The sequence below is a fragment of the Streptomyces sp. DI166 genome, from assembly GCF_900091315.1.
GTDB classification, from domain to species: domain Bacteria; phylum Actinomycetota; class Actinomycetes; order Streptomycetales; family Streptomycetaceae; genus Streptomyces; species Streptomyces fuscus.
Genome location: NZ_FLSP01000015.1, coordinates 1 through 16,075, shown reverse-complemented (window position 1 = coordinate 16,075; position 16,075 = coordinate 1). Strand labels below are relative to the sequence as shown.

General features: G+C 71.7%; 15 protein-coding genes and 1 pseudogene. 10 read left to right on the top strand and 6 right to left on the bottom strand.

Annotated features, from left to right (window positions below; genetic code table 11):
• Positions 1 to 8 precede the first annotated feature (8 nt).
• Positions 9 to 689: a polysaccharide deacetylase family protein gene (locus GA0115233_RS10030; protein WP_093719795.1), complete on the bottom strand. Its 681-nt coding sequence runs from the start codon at positions 687 to 689 to the stop codon at positions 9 to 11.
• Positions 690 to 717: 28 nt separating this feature from the next.
• The gene (locus tag GA0115233_RS10025) at positions 718 to 1,692 is read right to left on the bottom strand and encodes a glycoside hydrolase family 11 protein (RefSeq protein ID WP_093719794.1); all 975 of its coding nucleotides are present in this window, start codon (positions 1,690 to 1,692) and stop codon (positions 718 to 720) included.
• Between the two features lie 258 nt (positions 1,693 to 1,950).
• Between GA0115233_RS10025 and GA0115233_RS10020 the strand changes: the two genes are divergently transcribed.
• The 4 genes from GA0115233_RS10020 to GA0115233_RS10005 all read left to right on the top strand — a co-directional run bounded on the left by GA0115233_RS10020 (position 1,951) and on the right by GA0115233_RS10005 (position 5,581).
• Positions 1,951 to 2,484: a GNAT family N-acetyltransferase gene (locus tag GA0115233_RS10020; protein ID WP_093719793.1), complete on the top strand. Its 534-nt coding sequence runs from the start codon at positions 1,951 to 1,953 to the stop codon at positions 2,482 to 2,484.
• A gap of 127 nt (positions 2,485 to 2,611) precedes the next feature.
• Positions 2,612 to 3,952 carry a phosphatase PAP2 family protein gene (locus tag GA0115233_RS10015; protein ID WP_255310125.1) on the top strand — a complete coding sequence of 447 codons (1,341 nt, stop codon included), beginning with the start codon at positions 2,612 to 2,614 and terminating at the stop codon, positions 3,950 to 3,952.
• Positions 3,953 to 4,001: 49 nt separating this feature from the next.
• Positions 4,002 to 5,078, top strand: a complete 1,077-nt coding sequence (locus tag GA0115233_RS10010; RefSeq protein WP_093719792.1) for an NAD(P)H-dependent amine dehydrogenase family protein — start codon at positions 4,002 to 4,004, stop codon at positions 5,076 to 5,078.
• A 2-nt stretch (positions 5,079 to 5,080) separates the two neighbouring features.
• Positions 5,081 to 5,581, top strand: coding sequence for a carboxymuconolactone decarboxylase family protein (locus GA0115233_RS10005; protein WP_093719791.1), 501 nt, complete (start codon positions 5,081 to 5,083; stop codon positions 5,579 to 5,581).
• On the opposite strand, the gene GA0115233_RS10000 is transcribed toward GA0115233_RS10005, so the two are convergent.
• Positions 5,554 to 6,318 (bottom strand): polysaccharide deacetylase family protein, encoded by a 765-nt coding sequence (locus tag GA0115233_RS10000; RefSeq protein ID WP_093719790.1) that lies wholly within the window; start codon positions 6,316 to 6,318, stop codon positions 5,554 to 5,556. The genes GA0115233_RS10005 and GA0115233_RS10000 overlap by 28 nt on opposite strands.
• 151 nt (positions 6,319 to 6,469) lie before the next feature.
• Positions 6,470 to 7,678, bottom strand: coding sequence for a L,D-transpeptidase (locus GA0115233_RS09995; RefSeq protein ID WP_093719789.1), 1,209 nt, complete (start codon positions 7,676 to 7,678; stop codon positions 6,470 to 6,472).
• Between the two features lie 270 nt (positions 7,679 to 7,948).
• On the opposite strand from GA0115233_RS09995, the gene GA0115233_RS09990 reads away from it, so the two are divergent.
• Genes GA0115233_RS09990 through GA0115233_RS09970 form a run of 5 tightly spaced genes read left to right on the top strand, consistent with a single transcriptional unit; the run spans position 7,949 to position 13,431 of the window.
• A complete protein-coding gene (locus tag GA0115233_RS09990) occupies positions 7,949 to 9,076 on the top strand; it encodes a lipid II:glycine glycyltransferase FemX (protein ID WP_176711714.1) in 1,128 nt (375 codons plus the stop codon).
• Positions 9,001 to 10,692: a murein biosynthesis integral membrane protein MurJ gene (gene murJ, locus GA0115233_RS09985; RefSeq protein WP_304363112.1), complete on the top strand. Its 1,692-nt coding sequence runs from the start codon at positions 9,001 to 9,003 to the stop codon at positions 10,690 to 10,692. Before GA0115233_RS09990 ends, murJ begins: the two co-directional genes overlap by 76 nt.
• 20 nt (positions 10,693 to 10,712) lie before the next feature.
• A complete protein-coding gene (locus tag GA0115233_RS09980; protein WP_093719787.1) occupies positions 10,713 to 11,396 on the top strand; it encodes a response regulator transcription factor in 684 nt (227 codons plus the stop codon).
• Positions 11,393 to 12,850 carry a sensor histidine kinase gene (locus GA0115233_RS09975; RefSeq protein WP_093719786.1) on the top strand — a complete coding sequence of 486 codons (1,458 nt, stop codon included), beginning with the start codon at positions 11,393 to 11,395 and terminating at the stop codon, positions 12,848 to 12,850. Before GA0115233_RS09980 ends, GA0115233_RS09975 begins: the two co-directional genes overlap by 4 nt.
• On the top strand, positions 12,847 to 13,431 hold the full coding sequence (locus GA0115233_RS09970) for a hypothetical protein (RefSeq protein ID WP_093719785.1): 585 nt from the start codon (positions 12,847 to 12,849) through the stop codon (positions 13,429 to 13,431). The genes GA0115233_RS09975 and GA0115233_RS09970 overlap by 4 nt, the downstream gene beginning before the upstream one ends.
• On the opposite strand, the gene GA0115233_RS09965 is transcribed toward GA0115233_RS09970, so the two are convergent.
• Entirely contained in the window at positions 13,412 to 14,665 is a 1,254-nt protein-coding gene (locus GA0115233_RS09965; RefSeq protein ID WP_176711709.1) for an SH3 domain-containing protein, read from the bottom strand. The genes GA0115233_RS09970 and GA0115233_RS09965 overlap by 20 nt on opposite strands.
• A 156-nt stretch (positions 14,666 to 14,821) precedes the next feature.
• On the opposite strand from GA0115233_RS09965, the gene GA0115233_RS09960 reads away from it, so the two are divergent.
• Positions 14,822 to 15,619: a peptidoglycan DD-metalloendopeptidase family protein gene (locus GA0115233_RS09960; RefSeq protein WP_369691364.1), complete on the top strand. Its 798-nt coding sequence runs from the start codon at positions 14,822 to 14,824 to the stop codon at positions 15,617 to 15,619.
• Here GA0115233_RS09960 and GA0115233_RS40960 read toward each other — a convergent pair.
• Positions 15,603 to 16,075 (bottom strand): annotated as a pseudogene (locus GA0115233_RS40960) (serine/threonine protein kinase); the annotation flags it as partial. The gene GA0115233_RS09960 and the pseudogene GA0115233_RS40960 sit on opposite strands and share 17 nt — an antisense overlap.

Genomic DNA, 16,075 nt, shown 5'->3' with positions numbered 1-16,075 from the left:
CGGTGCGCCTATCTCCTGGCCGGGGCCACCGCGCGTCCCGTCTGCGGGGAGATCATCCCCGTGCACAGGTTGCGGGCGGCGAGCTGCTGGGCGATGCGCGGGATGGCGGCGCGGCTGTTGGCCGACCAGTCGTGCATCAGGATGACCTGGCCGTTGGTGAGCCGTCCGGCGGCGGCCACGATGGCGTCGGTAGCGGCGCCGTTCCAGTCCTGCGAGTCGACGTCCCAGATGACCTCCCGCAGCCCGTACCGGGCCGCGACCGACCGCACGGTGGCGTTGGTCTCGCCGTACGGCGGCCGGAACAGCACCGGGGTGCCGCCGCCCGCGCCCGCGATCGCCTGCTGGGTGCGGGCGATCTCGGAGTCGACCTGGGACGGGCCGAGCTGGGTCAGATGCGGGTGCGTGTAGCTGTGGTTGCCCACCCACATACCGGAGTTGACCTGGGCCCGGACCAGCGCCGGGTTGGCGGCGGCGTACTGGCCCTGGTTGAACATGGTGGCGCGCAGCCCGTGCCGGGTGAGCGCGTCGAGCAGCGCCGGGGTGTTGCTGGACGGTCCGTCGTCGAAGGTGAGGGCGACGTAGCCGTTGCAGGTGGCGGCCGCGGCGGGTGCCGCGCCCGCGGTGTCGACGGTGAGTGTGCTTGCTACGGCCATTGCGGCGACCGCCACTTTCGCGAGTAGGGGACGCATGGGTGCGGGGTCTCCTCTCCCTGGAGCGCTAGCTCGCGGTGCAGGAGACCGATGGCCAGGTCCAGTTGCCGTTGTGCTGGATGGTGACGCCCCAGTTGTTGCCGCTGCCGTTGGGTTTGGCGGTGAGGACCTGTGAACTGGGGTAACTGGCGCTGATGTTCCAGGTGGAGAGGATCTTCGCGGGGCTCGGCACGTTCATGGTGACGGTCCAGTTGCTGGACCCGGAGACCGAGACGTTGAGGTTGTACCGGTCGCTCCACTGCTGCCCGGCGGAGAGCGTGGCGGTGCAGCCGTTGCCGCCGCCCCCGCCGCCCCCGCCTCCACCGTCACCGCCGCCGGTGCCGCCGACGGTGATGTTGGAGCTGCCGCTGCTCTGGTAACCCTCGGTCGCCATGATCATGTAGTAGTTGAAGCTGCCGAGGGGCATGCCGGCGCGGGCCCAGGCGTCGAAGTGGTTGCCGGTGGTGATGGTGCCCCCGGTCCGCTTGGACTGCCGCACGCTCCAGTACTGGTCGAAGGTCTTGTTGCCTTCCACGGACGGGGCGTTGTACCGGGTCGTCTTGTAGATGTCGTACGTACCGCCGTCGGTGGTCACCGTGCCCTTGAAGGTGCCGGTGGGCCGGTAGGTGCCCCAGTTGTCGACGATGTAGTACTCGACGAGCGGGTTGGCGGTCCATCCGTACAGCGCGAGATAGGCGTTGCCGGACGGATTGAAGGTGCCGGAGTAGCTCACGGTCCGCCGCGACCCGTTGGCCCAGCCCTTGCCGGCGACGAAGTTCCCGGTGTTCCTCCACTGGGTGCTGTAGTTCCCGCCGGAGGAGAGGTTCATGGAGACGGTGCCCTGGGCGTCCGTCCAGAACGAGTAGTAGTAGCCGTTGTCGGTCCCCGTCTGATTCGTGGTGACCACGGTGTCGGCGTGCGCGGTACCCCCGCCGAACGCGACCAGCAGCACGGCACAGGCGCCGCTGATGAGTAGTCGTAACCGTGCGAGTGAGTTCTTCATGGGGTGCGAGTGTTGGCCGGGGCACGACAAGTGTCAAGAGTTTCGGCATGAGCTACGAAACATTCGAAGCGGGAAAGTGAACATCAGGCCAGTTGAAGGCCCTGAACCCCAAGAGATTTTCTTTCACCACCCAAATCAAGATCAGCACTCCGAACGTCAAATGCGAAATATTTCGATAGCGAATCCGAACGTTGCAGCCCGCTCCCGCGCTCGTTTATTGCCTTGCTGCCCCTCCCCCCGCGCGGATAGGAAGCTCGCATGCTGATACGCGGCAAAGTCGGGCTGAGGGCCCGCGAAGAGGACGACGTAGCGACCCTGCGTGCCGAGCTCTACAACGACGTGGTCAACTCCGCGCGCGCCGAGGGCGGCCCGTGGCGCCCGGTGTCCGCGAAGGACCCGCGGCTGGAAACGGACGGCCAGAGCGACGAGACGCACGTCCCGTTCTCCGTCGTGGAACCGGAGAACGGCACGCTGATCGGCAGCGCGAACCTGTGGGGCATCGACACCCACAACCGCTTCGCCCACATCGGCGTCGGCCTCCTGCCGTCCTGCCGCGGCAAGGGCTACGGCACCGACGTCGTGGCCGCCCTCTGCCACTACGGCTTCACCGTCCGCGGCCTGCACCGGCTCCAGATCGAAACCCTCGCGGACAACACCCCCATGCTCCGCGCCGCCGAACACAACGGCTTCACCCGCGAGGGCGTCCTGCGCGACTCGGCGTGGGTGATGGGCGAGTTCCTGGACGAGGTTGTCCTCGGACTGCTGGCCCAGGAGTGGAACCAGACACACTGAGGCGCGGGCGGTCAACGCGAGGTGCGATTATTCCGTCTTGACCGGGGCGGGTGAGGGGCGTCGCGGGTGTGGTCGGTGACTAGCAAAGTGGCTGAAATTGGGACGAATATCAAAACTCTGGGCCGCCGTGGGCATCGTGGCCCTCGGGTTCCTCGTTGCGCTGGAGTTCGCCGCCCGCCACTACGGCATGCCCGGGCCGCTCACCAACCAGGCGCGCGAGGTGATCTTCGCCCCTAAGTCGGGCGGGCTGCTCTACGCCGGTATGGCGCTGATGATGGTCGTGCTGACCTGGCGCCAGCGGCTCGTCTCGCTCGCTGCCGCCGTCGGGATCGATCTGGTCATCGTCGGTGTGCGGTTCGTCTTCGATCTGGGCACCGGGGGCGGTCATCCGTACGGGACCGGTGCCCTGTGGGTGATCCTGGCCCACGCCGTCATCGCCTTCACCCGGCGTTCCGGTGCCGAGCGCGTGCTGCTGCTCAAGGGGGTCGGGCTCGGGCTGCTGCTCGTCGCCGGGCGCAAGACCGGTGACACCTGGCTGGTGATCACCTCCAAGACCCGGCACACGGTGCTCGACCAGTACGTCGCCGCCGCCGACCAGGCCCTCGGCAACCCCTCCTGGCTCGTCGGACGGGTCGTCGTGGCGAGCGGGAAGATCGGGTTCAACCTTCTCGACTTCGTCTACGGCCAGCTCGCCGTCGCCGCCGTCATCGCCGCCCTGTACCAGTTGCGCAACGTCGCCACCGAGCGCAGGTTCCCGCGCCACCATCTCGTGCGGACGTTCCTCGTCATCGGGCTCATCGGGCCCGCCTGCTACATGATCTTCCCGGTCGTCGGACCCCTCTACGCCTACGGCGTCGGCAACGAGCAGTGGGCCGACATCAGCTTCTGGCAGCCCGACTCGCCGCCCACCCTCCCCTGGGCCGTGGCCGACCTCTGGCCCGACACCGCGCCCGCCATCAGCGCCCCGCACCCGATCCCCTTCGACGGGATCACCCCGCGCAACTGCATGCCCAGCCTGCACACCGCCTGGGCCACCGCGATCTTCATCCACACCCGCAAGGCCCCCCGCGGCCTGCGCTGGGCGGGCACGATCTGGCTCGTCGCCACCCTCGCCGCGACCCTGGGCTTCGGCTACCACTACGGCGCCGACCTCCTCGCCGGTGTCGTCTTCACCCTCACCATCGAGGCCGCCCTGCGCACCTACGACCGCGGCTGGGACCGCTCCGGGCTCCGGCTGACCGCCTACGGCGCCGTCGTCTTCGTCGCGCTCCTGCTCTCGTACCGCTTCCTCCCGGTGCAGCTCGCCGAGCTGCCCTGGCTGAGCGGGCCGGTGCTGCTGCTCGCCATGGCCTCCGTCGTGTACGGGTATGTGCGCGTCGTCGGCCGGTGGGACCGCGTCGAGGTGCCCGAACCCAGGCAGGAACCGGAGGGCGACGACGCCGGGGCTCCCCAGCGCGAGCTCATCTGACACCTGCACGGCTCTGGGAAGTTTCGCGGCCCGGCCTTACCCTCCGCGCATGATTCCCACCGTGGTCTGGGGTACGGGGAACGTCGGTCGCGCGGCCATCCGGGCCGTCGTAGCGCATCCACTGCTCGATCTGGTGGCCGTGCTGGTGTCCAGTCCCGCCAAGGTCGGCAAGGACGCCGGTGAACTGGCGGAACTGGGACGGCGGCTCGGGGTGGTCGCCACGGACGACACAAGCGGCGTGCTCGCCCGCTCGCCCCGCGCCCTCGTCTACGCCGCCTCCGGCGACGTGCGGCCCGACGGGGCCCTCGACGACATCGCGCGGGCGCTGCGGGCCGGTGCCGTCGTGGTCACGCCGTCCCTGTACGGGATGTACGACTGCGCGAGCGCCCCGGAGGAGATCCGCGGGCCCCTGCTGGCCGCCGCCGAGGCCGGGGGCGGGGCCCTGTTCGTCTCCGGGGTCGATCCCGGCTGGGCCAATGACGTGCTGCCCGTGCTGGTCAGCGGGCTGGGGTCGCGGATCGACGTGGTCCGGGCCCAGGAGATCTTCGACTACTCCACCTACGACCAGCCCGACGCCGTCCGCGACCTCATCGGCATGGGGCACCCGCTCGACTACCAGCCGCTGATGCTCGCCGAGGGCATTCCGAGCATGATCTGGGGCGGGCAGCTGCGGATGATCGCGCGGGCGCTGGGCGCCGAACTCGATGGCATCGAGGAGGCCGTGGAGCGGCGCGAGCTGGAGGCGGACGTGACCACCCGCACCATGGGCGACTTCGCCGCCGGCACCCAGGGCGCCGTACGGCTCGAAGTGCGCGGCACGGTGGGCGGGGAGGCGCGCATCGTCGTCGAGCACGTCACGCGGATCCATCCCTCCTGCGCCCCGGACTGGCCCGTAGCGCCGGGCGGCGGGGCCGGTGCGCACCGGGTGGTCATCGAGGGGCGGCCCCGGATCGAGGTCACCGTCGAGGCCACGGACGAGGGGGAGAACCGGGCGGCGGGCGGCAACGCGACCGCGGCCGGGCGGCTGGTCAACGCCATCGACTGGCTGACCGAGGCGGAACCGGGGCTCTACGACGCGCTCGACGTGCCGCTGCGGCCCGCCGTGGGACGGCTGGGGAAGAGGTGACCATGCGGATCGACATTCCCGAGGGCGCCGACCCGCTCGGCTACGTCTGGGGCGAACTCGTCCCCGGGATCGGCCCGGCGGCCGGGGCGTTCTCCCTGGCCGTCTACGAGCACACCACCCTCGAACTGCGCGAGTTCGAGGCCGCCCGGCTGCGCATCGCGCAGATCAACGGCTGTCTGTTCTGCCTGGACTGGCGCACCGAACGGGACGGGGAGAAGGTCGAGGAGGGTTTCCTCGACGCCGTCGCCGACTGGCGCACCACCGACGCCTTCGACGCCCGCACCCGGCTCGCCGCCGAGTACGCCGAGCGCTACGCCCTCGACCACCACAACCTCGACGAGGACTTCTGGTCCCGGATGACCGCGCACTACGGCCAGGCCGAGATCGTCGAGCTGACGATGTGCCTCGGCTCATGGCTGGCGTTCGGGCGGCTCAACCACGTCCTGGGGCTCGACAGCGTCTGCGTGCTGCCGGCTCACCGCTCCGGGAAGCCGAAGGCGTAGCCCTGCTCCTTGAGCCAGGGCAGGCACTGGCGCAGCGCCTCCACGGTCTGGGCGCGGTCGCCGCCCGCGTCGTGGAACAGGATGGTGGGCCCGTTGGACACCTGCTCCTTCACGGTGGCGACGATGGCGTCCGCGCCGGGCTGCTCGAAGTCCTTGGTGTCGACGTTCCAGCCCAGCGGGCGCATACCGCGGGAGGCGGCGACACCGCGGCTGTAGGGGGTGAAGGCGCCGCCGGGGGCGCGGTAGTACATGGGGCGTACGCCCCCGGACGCCTCGGTGATCATGCGCTCGGCGTCGAGGATCTGCTGCTTCTGGTAGGCCTTGGACTGGCGGTCCATGGTGGTGTCGTGGGACACGGAGTGGTCGCACAGGCGGTGTCCGTCGGCGACGACCTTCTTCACCAGGTCGGGGTGGGCCTTGGCCTGGGTGCCCACCATGCAGAAGGTGGCCTTCACGCCGTGCTCCTTGAGCAGGGCCAGCACCTGGGGCGTGTAGACGGGGTCGGGGCCGTCGTCGATGGTGATGTTGACGCCGCGCGGCCCGGCGTCGGAGGCGTGGGCGATGCTCTTGTCGACCGCCTCGACCTTCTGGGGCGTGGCCGACGCGCTCGCCTTGGGCGTCCCCGCGGCACCGGCCTGCGCCGCCCACACCGAGGCGCCGGTGGCCAGCACCGTCACCCCGAGGGCCGCTCCGACCAGCTTGCCGTACCAGCCCCGTCCAGCCACGTGCCGCGCCATGTCCGCCCCGCCTTCCTCATGTTCGTCAGATGTCCCACTGATCCCGAGCCCCCTCGCGACCAATTGGCAGGACGACGAAAGAGGGCCGGAGGATCCGTCCGTTGCAGATCACGGACAATTCCGGGGGAGTTCCCGGACAACGCGCGCGGTTCTACGACGACAGCGCGCTCTTGGCCTGCCACTGCTCCCACGACAGGTTCCACGCGCCGAAGCCGTTCCCGGGCGCGACGACGCCCTTGGTCTCCGCGCCGCTGATCTCGAACGGGTCGCCCGGCCGCACCTGCTCGTAGAACCAGGCGGCGTTCTCGGTGCTCATGCCGATGCAGCCCGAACTGTGGTTGGAGTTGCCGAAGTAGGCGGCGTTCCACGGCGCGGCGTGCGCGTACATGCCGGACCAGGTCAGGCGCATCGAGTAGTCGACCATCTTGTCGTAGGCGTTGCCGAGGCCCACGGTCTCGGAGTTCATGTTGATCGTGCCCTCCTTGGCCATGAGCACGGCCGTGCCCCGCCAGGAGCGCTTGTCGCCGCCGGGCGTGCCGCCGGAGACCGGGATGGTGCGCACGGTCTTCCCGTCGCGCTGAAGGGTCAACTGGTGCTTGTCCAGGTCGACCTTGACGATCTGCTCGGCGCCGACGGTGAAGCTGGTGTCGTAGTCGCGGACGAACCAGCCGCCGTCCGGGCCGGAGTCGGTGCCGTTCAGTTCGGCCTTCAGCGTGACCTTCGTGCCGGGCTTCCAGTACGACTTGGGCCGCCAGTCCACCCGGTCGCGGCCGGAGTAGTCCTCGATCCAGCCCCAGGAGCCCTCGGTGTTGTCGGAGGTGGTGATCTTCAACTGCTTCTCCACCTCGGCCTTGTTCTTCACCGGGTGGTCGAAAACCAGGGAGATCGGCTGGGCGACACCCACGGTGGCTTTGGCGCCCGGCCGCCAGTCGACCTTGTTGACCTTCTCGGCCGGGGCCGTGCTGAACGCGGCCTCGCTGGTTTTGACGGTGCCGCCCTCGCTGCGGGTCTTCGTGGTCACCGTGTACGACGCCCCGGGCACCGCCTTGCGGGCGGAGACCCAGGTGCGGCCGTCGGCGGCGACCTTCCCGGGCAGCTTGCGGCCCTCGCCGTCGGCCACGGTCACCGAGGTGATCCGGCCGCCGTCCGCGGTGACCTTCACCGGCTCGCCCGCCGGCACCCGCTCGCCCTTCGGCGTGACGGCGACTGTGACCGGGCGGTCCGCCCCGCCGCCCGAACCGCCCTTGCCGTCGGCGGAGTCGGAGGAGCCGGAGGAGCACGCGGTGGCGGTGAGCGGTGCCAGCAGGGCGGCGGCCACAACTGCGGTGCGGGCATGGGTGAGTACACGTATGCGTGACAACGGGGCCTCCGCAAGGAGCGAAAGAAATCGGTGGATGTCGTGACTGTAGAGCCGGAAAACCCGAGGTCAGTTCCCTCCGGAGGAAGATGACGGCCTCTGGTGCGCAATGGTCATGGTCCCGTCACATTCGCCGGACGGGGCCGTCACCGCCCGCTGTGAACATCCCTTCCGACCCCGCGACAGGCCCGGGGAGAAGGTGAGGCTCACGTCGTGTCAGCACTGCTCGTTCCGCCCAGCCGCTCGCCGCGAGCGGGAAACCCGGGCACCGTCCTGCGTGCCATCACCCCCGACACCTACCGCGCCTTCCTCGCCTCCCCCGAGGGCTCCGCGCTCGGCGCCGGATTCCTCCAGTGCCCGTCCTGGGCCGACGTCAAGGACGGCTGGCGCTCCCAGCTCCTCGGCTGGGGGCCCGACCCGGAGGCCGGACGGCTGACCGGGGTGGCGCTGGTGCTGCTGCGCCAGTTCCCCGGCACCCGCAAGTACTTCGCCTACCTGCCCGAGGGACCGGTCGCCGACTGGACCGACCCCGATGTCGACGGCTGGCTTGAGCCGCTGCTGGAACACCTGCGCCGGGCGGGCGCCTTCGCCGTGCGCATCGGCCCGTCGCCCGCCTACCGGCGCTGGGACGCCGCCTACCTCAAGCCGCTCACCGGACCGGGCCGGCGCCTGGCCGACGTGCTGGCCAGCGAGGTCGACCCGCTCGGCACCGCCGTCGCCGAACGGCTGCGCGCCCGCGACTGGCGGCGCTGCGGCGAGGACAAGGACGGCGACGCCCAGCCCCGGCACGTCTTCCACGTCCCCCTCGCCGGGCGCAGTACCGAGGACCTGTGGTCCGGGCTCAACCAGGAGTGGCGGCGCAATGTCCGCCGGGCGCAGAAGGAGGGCGTGGAGGTGACCGTGGGCAGCGCGGCCGACCTGCCCGAGTTCTACCGGCTGCTCGGCATCACCGAGCAGCGCGACGGCTTCCGGCTCGGGCGCTCGCTCGCCTACTACGAGCGCCAGTACGCCGCCCTCAACGCCGAGCAGCCCGGCCGGATGAAGCTCTACCTCGCCCGGTACCGGGGCGAGATCCTCGCCGCCCACACGCTGATCACCGTGGGCCGCCGCTGCTGGTACCAGACCGGCGCCTCCGCCGACCACCGCCGTGAGGTCCGCCCCTCCAACGCCCTTCAGTGGCGCATGCTGCTGGACGCCCACGCCCAGGGCGCCGATGTGTACGACATGCGCGGGGTACCCTCCACACTCGATCCGGACGAACGTGCGTACGGACTGCTGCGCTGGAAGCTCGGCACCGGGGGACACGTCGTCGAGACGCTGGGGGAATGGGAGAAACCTTTGGCCGGCAGCGCCAACCACACGCTCTACCGCGCCTTCCAGGCGTACCTCAACCGCCGGTGACGCAGACGGCAGCGACGGAGACGAAGGCCAAGCCGGTCTCCGCCGCCCGCGGCAGCGCCGTCATGGCCGCCGGTTCGATCGTCGCCCGCGCCACCGGCTTCGCCCGCTCCGCCGTCGTCGCGGCGGCCATCGGCACCATCGGCCCCGTCGCCGACGGCTACGCGGTGGGCAACTCCCTGCCCACCATCGTCTACATGCTGCTCCTCGGCGGCGCCCTCAACGCGGTCTTCGTGCCCGAGCTGGTCAAGGCCGCCAAGGAACACGCCGACGGGGGACGGGCGTACACCGACCGGCTGGTCACGGTCTGTGTGATCGCGCTGCTCGCGATCACGGCGACGGCGGTGTGGGCGGCGCCCGCGATCGTCGGCGTCTACACCGACTACACCGGCGAACAGGCCGCCATGACCACCGCGCTGGCCCGCTACTGCCTGCCGCAGATCTTCTTCCTCGGCCTGTTCACGCTGCTCGGCCAAGTCCTCAACGCGCGCGGCCGGTTCGGCGCGATGATGTGGGCGCCGGTGCTCAACAACCTCGTCGTGATGGGCGTGTTCGGGCTGTACCTGGCATTCGCGCTGGGCGGCGGCGACAGACTCACCGCCACCGATACCGCCGTCCTCGGCTGGGGCACCACCGCCGGGATCGCCGCCCAGGCCCTCGCCCTGGTCCCGGCGCTGCGCGCGGCCCGCTTCCGCTTCCGGCCCCGCTTCGACTGGCGCGGCAGCGGACTGACCCGCCCGCTGCGCGCGGCGTTCTGGCTGGTGCTCCTCGTCCTCGCCAACCAGGCCGCGTACTGGGTCACCACCCGGCTGGCCACCACCGCGGGCCTGGACGGCGGCCCCGGCTTCGGCGCCTACAACAACGCCTACGTCCTGTGGGTCGTCCCGCACGGCATCGTCACCGTCTCCGTGGTGACCGCGCTGATGCCCCGGATGAGCGCCGCCGCCACCGACGGCGACACCGGCGCCGTACGCCGCGATGTCTCCCACGCGCTGCGGGTCTGCGCCTCCGCCGTCGTTCCGGCCGCCTGCGCCCTGTTCGCGCTCGCCCACCCGGTGATGGCGCTGGTCTTCGGCTACGGCCGCACCAGCGCCGCCGACACCGCGGCCATGGCCCAGATCCTGATGGCGTTCGCGCCGGGCCTGATCGCCCTGTCCGGCCAGTACGTGCTCTCCCGCGCCTTCTACGCGCTTTCCGACACCCGCACACCGTTCCTGCTGAACCTGGTCATCGTCACCTGCAACGCCGCACTGTCCGTGGCCGCCGCCCAGTTGCTGCCCGCCCGCTGGGCCGTGACCGGCATGGCGGCGGCGTACTCGCTGGCGCTGTGCGTCGGCTGGGCGGTGACCGCCCGGGTGCTGGCCCGCCGCCTCGGCGCCGACCGGCCGCTGCGCTCCACCGCCGCCGCGGCCCACCTGCGGCTGCTGGTGGCCGCCGTCCCCGCCACCGCGCTGGGCCACTTCGCGGTCGTGGGAACCGAGCGGGCGGGAGCGGTGGTCTCCACCGGTGCCGGCGCCCTGGCCGTCATCCTCACCTTCGCCCTGCTCGCCCGTCCGCTCAAGCTCGCCGAACTCGACGCCCTGCTCGCCAAGGCGCGCCGCAGAGCGGCCCGGACCTGACCACCGAGGGAGAACCGCAGATGCCCCGCGTGCTCCTCATCGAGGACGACCCTTCCGTACGCGAAGGGGTCGAACTCGGTCTGCGCCGCCGCGGCCACGACGTACGCGCCGCCGCCACCGGCGAGGCCGGACTCGCCGCGATGGCCGAGTTCCGGCCCGACCTGCTGCTGCTCGACCTGATGCTGCCCGGCATGAACGGCGTGCAGGTGTGCCGCCAGGTCCGCGAGAGCAGCCAGCTGCCGATCATCATGCTCACCGCGCGCGGCGACGACTTCGACGTGGTCATCGGCCTGGAGGCCGGGGCCGACGACTACATCGTCAAACCCGCCCGCACCGAGGTGATCGAGGCCCGCATCCGGGCCGTGCTGCGCCGCCTGGTCGACAGCGGGCCGGGCCGCTCGGCCCTGGAGACGCACGGGGAGCTGACCATCGACCGGGTCGGGCTGACCGTCACCAAGGCGGGCAGGCCGCTCGCCCTCGCCCCGTCCGAGCTGAAGCTCCTGCTGCACCTGTCCTCCGCACCGGAGCAGGTGTTCAGCAGACAGCAACTGCTGGAGCACGTCTGGGAGCACAGCTACCACGCCGACGCCCGGCTGGTGGACGCCTGTGTCGCCCGGCTGCGCGGCAAGATCGAGGACGAGGTCGGCCGCCCCCGCTACGTGCAGACCCTGCGGGGCTTCGGCTACCGCTTCGGGCCGCTGTGATCCCCGGCTCGCTGCGCGCCCGCGCCTTCGGACTGCGCACCCGGCTGCTGCTCGCCTTCCTGGTGGTGGCCGCGGTCAGCGCCGGCACGACCGCCGCGCTGACCTACCGCGAGGCCCGCAACGCGGTGCTCCAGACCGCGCAGGACACCGCCGTCTCCTCGTTCCGCGACCAGGTCCAGCAGACCGCCTTCGGGCTGCCCCTGCAGGGCCCCGAGGGCCTGGAGGACCTGCTGCGCAGCATCGCCCGCCGGGGCCGGCCGCACCCTTGGGTGGTGTTCGCCGAGTACGGGTCGGTCCGCGCCTCCTCCGGTGAGAACCGGGAGTCCACCGTCATCACCCCGGAGCTGCGCCGCGCCGCGCGCGCCAATCCGCGCGGCAGCTTCCAGCGGGTCGTCAAGGACGGCACCCCCTACCTGACGATGGCCATGCCCACCGTCGCCAGGTTCGGGCCGGACACCTCCGTACCCAGCGGCGTCATCATGTACGCCGTCATGCCGATGACCGACGAGCAGGTCAACGTCGAGGCCCTGATGCTGGCCGCCCGGGACGGCGCCCTGCCCGGCCTGGTGATCGCCCTCATCCCCGGTCTGATCGCCGCCCGCAGCGTGCTGCGCCCGGTGCGGGAACTCAGAAAGGCCGCCCGCAGCATGGGCAGCGGACAGCTGGACACCCGGATCAAGGTGCGCGGCAGCGACGAACTCGCCGACCTGGCCCGCACCTTCAACGAGTCGGCGGCCCGACTGGAGCGCACGGTCGGGGAGTTGCGCGAGGCCGGGGAGCGCGCCCGCCGCTTCGCCTCCGACGTCAGCCACGAACTGCGCACCCCGCTCGCCGGGATGCTCGCCGTCACGGAGGTCCTCGACGAGGACGCCGACCACCTCGACGCCGACACCGCGCGGGCGGTACGCCTGGTCAGCGCCGAGACCGGCAAGCTCGCCGTGCTCGTCGAGGACCTGATCGAGATCTCCCGCTTCGACGCCCGCGCCGCCGACCTCAACACCGACGAGGTCGATGTCGCCGAAGCCATCCGCAAGACCCTGCTCAGCCGCCACTGGACCGACGGCCGGGTCGTCACCGAGCTGCCCGACGGCATCCGCGCCCGGCTCGACCCGCGCCGCTTCGACCTGGTGATCGCCAACCTCGTCGGCAACGCCCTGCGGCACGGCGAGGCCCCGGTCACCGTACGGCTGACCGCCCCCGAGGAGAAGGCGCTGATCCTGGAGGTGACGGACAGCGGTCCCGGCATCCACCCCGATGTCCTGCCGCACATCTTCGACCGCTTCTACAAGGCGGATGCGGCCCGTACCCGCTCGGCGGGCAGCGGGCTGGGGCTCGCCATCACCCAGGAGAACGTGAAGCTGCACGGCGGCACCATCACCGCCGGGAACCGGGCCGGGGGTGGCGCCGTCTTCACCGTCGTCATACCGCTGCACGCGGAGGGGGCCGGGGGATGAGGCGTGCGCGCGGGCGCCGCGTGGGGGTCGGCGTCGCCGTGGCGGCCGCGGCGCTGCTGGGCGGCTGCGGCATCCAGGAGAGCGACGTCATCGAGGCGGGCGGCCCCGCCACCATCGACGCCTTCGTCAACAGCAGGTCCGACGAGCTGCTCTTCTTCACCACCCCCGACGGACGGCTGCACCCCGTCATCCGGTACGGGGAACTGTTCGTCCCCGGGGAACCCGAACCGGTCCGGGCGCCCACGGAGGACGTGGTCGTCGATCTGCTCCTGGGGCCGCGCAAGGAGGACCTGGCCGCCGGCCTGACGACCGCCCTCCCCGACAAGTTCGAGGGGAAGACGGAGGTTGGCGAACCCATCGACGGGCGGGTCGCGGCCCGGCTGCCCTTGAACGTGGGGCCGCTGGACCGCGTCGCCCGCCAGCAGCTGATCTGCTCGATCGCCTACAGCAAGGACCCCAAGGGCGCCGTCGAGGTGGAGCTGACCGGAAACGACGGCGTCACCGTCACCGACCCCTGCGCGCTCACCCCGGGCACCGCCGACGTCGGCGAGCCGACCTCCCTCAGGAGCAGCGGGTCCTGACGCCGCCGGTCTCGTCGCCCTTGAGGTAGATCGCGCTGACGTAGCCGACCCCGCCCGCGTTCAGCGGCAGCCGGACCCACTTGTCGTTGGTGATGCCCTCGTCGGTGATCTTCTGGCCGACGACCCAGCAGTGCGCGGGGTAGGTCTGGCCGGGGTACACCGTGCTCTTGATGTCGCACGAAGTGGAGGCGCACTCACGCACGTTGGCCTGCGTCCACGCCGTCACGGTCGTGGACTCGCCCTCGCCGTCCGGCATGAAGGTGACGTCCACCCAGTCATTGTCGGTCATGCCGAGGCCGTCCCAGAAGGTGCCGTCCGCGACGTCGATGCCGGCCGGGTTGGCGGCCCGCCGCCCGAACTCGTCGCGCCCGCCGTTGTACCCGTTGAGATACGCGGCCTGCGCCTCGGGCGTGCCCTGCGGCAGGTCCTTCCACATCTCCCGCTGCGAGGAGGGGTTCCAGTAGTCGTCGCGGGTGTTCCACGGGCCCACGTCCCACACCGGCGCGGTCTCGCAGCGGCCCTTGTAGCACAGCCGCACCCGGTACTCGTGCCCGCCGTTGCTCGCCAGCATCCGCCGCGAGGGCAGCGCCACGAAGTGGTCGCGGGGCTGGATGACATGCCCGTTGGCGGTGGTCTGCCCGGTCAGCCCCTCCCGGGTGGCGAAGAGCCGGTACGTCGGACCGGACGCGGCCCGGGGGGCGCGCGGCGCGGCCCGCTGCTCGGCGGCGGCCTTCACGGTGACGGAGCGGACGGTCGGGGAGGCACCGCCGGGCACGCCGAGCAGGGTGAGCCGGACCTGGACCAGCGAGACGGCCTGCGGCAGCACGACCGCGGTGGAACCGGACACGGTCCGCCACTGCGTCCAGGTGCCCGAGCGGCCGTTGCCGCGGATCTCCGTCAGCACCTTGGTGCCCCGGGGAACGCCGGCGTCGGTGCGCACGGTGAACGTGGTCAGCTCCCGGCCGAGACTCTGCCCGGGGGAGGTGAACACCGCGTGGGAGTGGCCGGGTTCGGACGGGGTGCGGTGCCGGGTGTCCTCGACGGTGATACCGCCGGAACGGCGCACGACGTTGCCCTCGTCGGCCTCCGGCCCGGCCAGGTCGACCCGCCAGGCCAGCGGCTCCCGCGCGTCGGCGGGCGGCGCCGCGAGGCCGGTCAGGACGAGCAGCACACACACGATCGGTACGGCCCACAGCGGCACACGCCACCGGGCACGCAGGGATGCGACACGCACGGGTTCCCCCCTCGTTGATGCGGACGACGGTCCAGGACTACCGGTCGGGCCGAAAACCGTCTCTCCGCAAACTTCCGGATGCCGTACGGGCCTTGCGCACCGCTAGCGTCCGTGGCCGACCACTCGTCACCACTCGCTGTCCCCCGGGAGGAACCCATGCGTCTTGGTCTGCGCGGCAGAAGGCTGCGGACCGGCCTCACCGCCGCGGCGTCCCTGCTGCTCCCCCTCGCGGCGGCCGCCCCCGGTCACGCGGCCGCACCGCAGGCGGCACCGCGGGCCGCCGCCGCGTACACCGCCTCCTGTCCCACCGCCGGTGTCGTCACCCAGGGCTACAGCGGCTCCCACGACGGCGTCGACATCGCCAACAACCGCGGCACGCCCATCTACGCGGTCGGCCCCGGCGAGGTCATCGCCTCCGGACCGGCCCAGGGCTACGGCCAGTGGATCCGCATCCTGCACCCCGACGGCACCGTGACCGAGTACGGGCACATGTACCACCGGGACGTCTCCGTCGGCCAGCGCGTCACGGCCGGCCAGCGCATCGCCCTGATGGGCTCCGAGGGCGAGTCCACCGGACCCCACCTCCACCTCAGGGTCCGGGTCGGCACCTCCACCTCGGTGCGCGGCATCGACCCGGTGCCCTACCTGCGCGATCGCGGCGTCGGCCTGCCCTGCACCCCCGGCGGCGGGGGCGGGGGCGGTGGCACGTCGGTGACGGCGTGGACGCAGGCCAACGTCCGCGCCTGCGCCTCCACTTCGTGCGACATCAAGAGCACCGTCTACCCCGGCCAGACCTACCCCGCCCACTGCTGGGTCGCCGGCCAGAAGATCACCGACGAGGGCATCACCAACGACAAGTGGGTCCGGCTGCCGCTGAACGCGGGCGGGGTCGGCTACGTCAGCGCGATCTACCTCAAGGGCGACGAGACCGGCGGCGTCAGGAACCAGTGCTGATACGGCACGCCGGGAGCGCGGGTTTGTCCCGGGTGCGCGCCTCGGGGAGCCAGGCGGTGGTCCGTACGCTCTCCGCGCCCTTCTCCGGATTGGGCAGCCGCACCCGGAACCACGTCGACGAGCGGACGCCCGCCTCGTCGGTGACGGGGACCCCGCGCTCCAGCACGCACTCCGCGGTGAGCCGGTCGCCGTGCCACACCCGGGTGCGGACCGTGTTGTCCAGGACGTATGCCTCGGTCGGGTCGACGGCCAGGCCGAGGCTGCACTCCGGGTGCTGGTCGTCGCGGGGCCGGCAGGTGTCGTCGGCGTTGTAGACGGCCAGCCGCACCGGCTGCGCCGAACGCCCGGAGCCGCCGCCGGAGCCGCCCGAGCCGAAGCCCCACAGCTCCCAGGTGACCCCGCCCGCGCCGAGCACGGCCAGCGCGGCCCCGGCGGTCAGCGCCGCCGCCCGCTTGC

Coding starts and splice junctions, on each gene's coding strand:
- GA0115233_RS10030 (WP_093719795.1), bottom strand. CDS start 689: ATGCGTCCCCTACTCGCGAAAGTGGCGGTCGCCGCAATGGCCGTAGCA.
- GA0115233_RS10025 (WP_093719794.1), bottom strand. CDS start 1,692: ATGAAGAACTCACTCGCACGGTTACGACTACTCATCAGCGGCGCCTGT.
- GA0115233_RS10020 (WP_093719793.1), top strand. CDS start 1,951: ATGCTGATACGCGGCAAAGTCGGGCTGAGGGCCCGCGAAGAGGACGAC.
- GA0115233_RS10010 (WP_093719792.1), top strand. CDS start 4,002: ATGATTCCCACCGTGGTCTGGGGTACGGGGAACGTCGGTCGCGCGGCC.
- GA0115233_RS10005 (WP_093719791.1), top strand. CDS start 5,081: ATGCGGATCGACATTCCCGAGGGCGCCGACCCGCTCGGCTACGTCTGG.
- GA0115233_RS10000 (WP_093719790.1), bottom strand. CDS start 6,318: ATGGCGCGGCACGTGGCTGGACGGGGCTGGTACGGCAAGCTGGTCGGA.
- murJ (WP_304363112.1), top strand. CDS start 9,001: ATGGGAGAAACCTTTGGCCGGCAGCGCCAACCACACGCTCTACCGCGC.
- GA0115233_RS09980 (WP_093719787.1), top strand. CDS start 10,713: ATGCCCCGCGTGCTCCTCATCGAGGACGACCCTTCCGTACGCGAAGGG.
- GA0115233_RS09970 (WP_093719785.1), top strand. CDS start 12,847: ATGAGGCGTGCGCGCGGGCGCCGCGTGGGGGTCGGCGTCGCCGTGGCG.
- GA0115233_RS09960 (WP_369691364.1), top strand. CDS start 14,822: ATGCGTCTTGGTCTGCGCGGCAGAAGGCTGCGGACCGGCCTCACCGCC.